Source organism: Lentilactobacillus sp. TOM.63, from assembly GCF_030361045.1.
GTDB lineage: Bacteria > Bacillota > Bacilli > Lactobacillales > Lactobacillaceae > Lentilactobacillus > Lentilactobacillus dabitei.
In genome coordinates this window covers 1-3,391 of sequence record NZ_JAUCAP010000135.1, presented here as the reverse complement: position 1 = coordinate 3,391, position 3,391 = coordinate 1, and the positions used below count along the sequence as shown (strand labels likewise).

Genomic DNA, 3,391 nt, shown 5'->3' with positions numbered 1-3,391 from the left:
CCAGACATAAACATATTGGGAAACTATATACAAATACGGCGAAGTACGAAAAACGCTGAAAAAGAATTAGTTGAACCCATTTTTGAAAAATACAAAGATAAATAATAAGCTGAAAATGCCTTGCTACCCAATTTTTCATAGTCATGCTATAATGAAAAAGAAAAAGGAAGTCCCACGTGAACAGGACTTCCCGTGTAGAGCCGTTAAAGACGGTGGCAGATATTAAAACAACACTAGTTCGCCCCATAAGCGGTCAAAGTTATGTGGGGCGGCTTTTTCATTTGTGGTGTTTGTCGATATAGCTGAGTAGCGCGATTAAAAACGTGCCAAACAGCAACATCAACGAGAGTGTCTGAAAGACGCTCATTGACTGTGAAGCCTTCCTGAAGATTATTCCATGTTCCCATGAGCCTCACCTCGCAAGGGAAAAGACAATCATTGCCATTAAAGATTCTTGCTTAATCTATTATACAGGGAAATGGGGATAGAATAGTGTCTATGCATAATCAGCTTTCTTTAATCTTCGAGCCATAAATAGCCAAGCTATTAACGAAAACAACAGGACTATAAATACCGTGATGTAACTCGTGTTTCCGTGATAAGTTAAAGATTCGATCCAAAAAAAATTAAGACAACTAGGATATTCACGAGAAACCTTGTTTCCAGATGAAAAAACATTTGATGGTAAATACAGGGAAACGATAAATTCAATTAATAATTCGCACTAAGCTTAAAGGCCACTAGGGTATACCCTATTGGTCTTTTTTATTTCTGTGCTATACTAGGAATTATAATTGTTCATTAGAACTGTCCAAAAGGAGAATTGGAAATGGCTAAAATCGGTTATGCGCGTGTGAGTTCCAAGGAGCAACATTTAGATCGACAGTTAGCGGCTTTAAAAGACGTTGATAAATTATTTACGGATAAATTAAGTGGGGCTAACACTAATCGGCCAGAACTGCAAAAAATGCTGGCCTATATTCGTGAGGGTGATATTGTAATGGTCACTGAATTAGATCGCTTAGGCAGAAACAACCAGGACTTAACTAAGATTATGAACACCATTCAGAACAAAGGTGCCACCCTAGATGTGTTGAATTTACCGTCCATGACAGGGATTGCTGACCCAAATTTACGTCAACTGATGACCAACTTGATTATTGAACTCTATAAGTATCAGGCCGAAAGTGAACGTAAGCGAATCATTGAGCGCCAGCAGCAAGGGATTGCCTTAGCTAAGCAGCAGGGGAAATATCATGGGCGCAAACCCCAATATACCGAAGATGATCCCCGCTTACTACATGCTTTTAAGCTTTATCAGACGGGCATGAGTGATGTAGACGTCGCCCGTAATACCGGTATTAAGCGAACAACTTTTATCAGATATCGCAAGAAGTGCAATATAAAAAGATGAGATTTACATGCGATAATTACGTTATACTAGTTTAGAGAGGGCGACATAATGATCATTCAAACAAAGGGACTTACTAAAACTTATCAATCAAAAGTGGTGGTTGACCATATTGATTTAGCAATCAAAGAAGGAAGCTTAACTGCTCTACTAGGACCCAATGGCGCTGGTAAAACAACCACTATATCGATGCTCACAAAGATCTTAAATCCAACCAGTGGAATGATCAAGATGAAACCAGACATAAAGATTAGCATGGTATTTCAACAGAGTATTTTAGATAATGATTTGACAGTTATGGAAAATTTGAGTATTCGAAATAAACTTTATAAAGAAGCCAAATCTAATCATATTGATGCTTTGATTCAGAAAATCGGGTTAACTGAATTTATTAATCAAAAATACGGCCGACTTTCTGGTGGGCAACGGCGACGAGTTGATATAGCAAGAGCTCTACTTAATCAACCTGATATTATTTTTTTGGATGAGCCAACTACGGGTTTGGATATCCAAACCCGCTCGGCAATTTGGAAATTGTTGCATTCATTGCAAAGTCAAAATAATTTAACCATTATTTTGACGACACACTATCTTGAAGAAGCAGACAATGCAGATGAGGTTTATATTATTGATCATGGCAAAATAATTGCCAGCGGATCCGCTGATGAAATTAAAACACAAAACTCCAGCAGTAAACTCGTGATTGTTTCTGAACAAGCTGATCAATTAATGGCATTGATACCAAGTAAAATAATTCATACGCAGATTAATCATAAAACCATTTGTTTAAAGGCTAATTCTGACGAAGCACTCTCATTATTATTAAAGTTTCGTATTTTCATTAAAACGTTCACTTATCAAGAGGGAACGATGGATGATGCTTTTTTGTCATTAACCGGAAGGAAGATGCGTTGATATGATTACTTTAACAAGGAGAAATCTACTGTTGTATTTCCGCAATCGCCCCGGAGTATTCTTTTCATTATTGGGAGCAATGATTTCATTTCTCTTATATATTGTCTTTCTAAAAAAGTCAATGATAAGTAGCTGGAAAACTGTCCCTAGTTCTCACCAATTACTTGATTTTTGGTTGATTGGAGGGACTTTATCAGTGACTGCCATCACAACCACCCTTACCTCACTTGGACAATTAGTAAAAGATAAAGAACGCAAGGTTATTAAAGATTTTTATTTAACAGACCTTTCTCATTTTGAAATCACCATGAGCTATATGTTAAGTGCCGCTTTGATTGGCTTTATTATGCAAATAGTTATGTTCGCACTGATGATAGGATACTTTTCAATCACAGATAACTTGACCATGCCATGGAAGTCGCTACCAGCTGTAATTTGCGTTGCTCTTTTTAGCTCTTTACTAGCAGTTGTAATTAATATGCTGTTTATCCAGTTTATTAGTCGCTTTGATTCCTTGAACGCTATAGGAACAATTGTTGGCACGGCCTCTGGCTTTTTAGTGGGTACCTATATTCCAATTGGTATTCTTCCTAACTTTGCGCAGTTACTTATCAAATTAACTCCGGGTGCATATGTAGCAGCCATTTATCGACAAATACTTATGGCAGATAAATTAAAAACCGCTTTTCATGGTCAGCAAAGCCATTTTGAGAAAACGATGGGGATTAAGTTAGAGTGGCATCATTTATTAACTGGAATGCAAACGACTGTGCTCCTTACCGTAGTTTTTTTATTAGGAATAGCAGTTTTACTAATTGTTGACTTAATTCGAAGCAAGGAAAATGTGAGAACGGTTGATTGAGATAGCAAATATGATGAAACAAGTAGACCAATGTTTTGTGATTATTGGGTAGATTGTAAAATTAATCCGAACAGCGTTCGGATTAATTTTACAATCTACCATTTACACAAGATATTTTACGCTCTCCTTCAATCAGCAAAAATAGTTATTGTTGCGTTAAAAACGGTGTGCTAAACTAAAGCTAATTTAACAACCGAATATTA

The 3,391-nt window shown here is 36.8% G+C and carries 4 protein-coding genes; 3 read left to right on the top strand and 1 reads right to left on the bottom strand.

Going from position 1 to position 3,391, the window contains the following annotated elements:
- Positions 1-277: 277 nt before the first annotated feature.
- Entirely contained in the window at positions 278-340 is a 63-nt protein-coding gene (locus tag QUF07_RS13535; RefSeq protein ID WP_222843308.1) for a putative holin-like toxin, read from the bottom strand.
- 489 nt (positions 341-829) lie between these two features.
- Here QUF07_RS13535 and QUF07_RS13530 point away from each other — a divergent pair, with 489 nt between their 5' ends.
- From QUF07_RS13530 to QUF07_RS13520, 3 genes are read left to right on the top strand one after another with little or no spacing between them, the layout of a single operon-like run.
- Entirely contained in the window at positions 830-1,414 is a 585-nt protein-coding gene (locus QUF07_RS13530; protein ID WP_109249205.1) for a recombinase family protein, read from the top strand.
- Positions 1,415-1,462: 48 nt separating this feature from the next.
- Positions 1,463-2,326, top strand: coding sequence for an ABC transporter ATP-binding protein (locus QUF07_RS13525; protein ID WP_053089774.1), 864 nt, complete (start codon positions 1,463-1,465; stop codon positions 2,324-2,326).
- A 1-nt stretch (position 2,327) separates the two neighbouring features.
- Positions 2,328-3,188 (top strand): ABC transporter permease, encoded by an 861-nt coding sequence (locus QUF07_RS13520; protein WP_084988348.1) that lies wholly within the window; start codon positions 2,328-2,330, stop codon positions 3,186-3,188.
- The last annotated feature ends 203 nt before the right edge of the window (positions 3,189-3,391 follow it).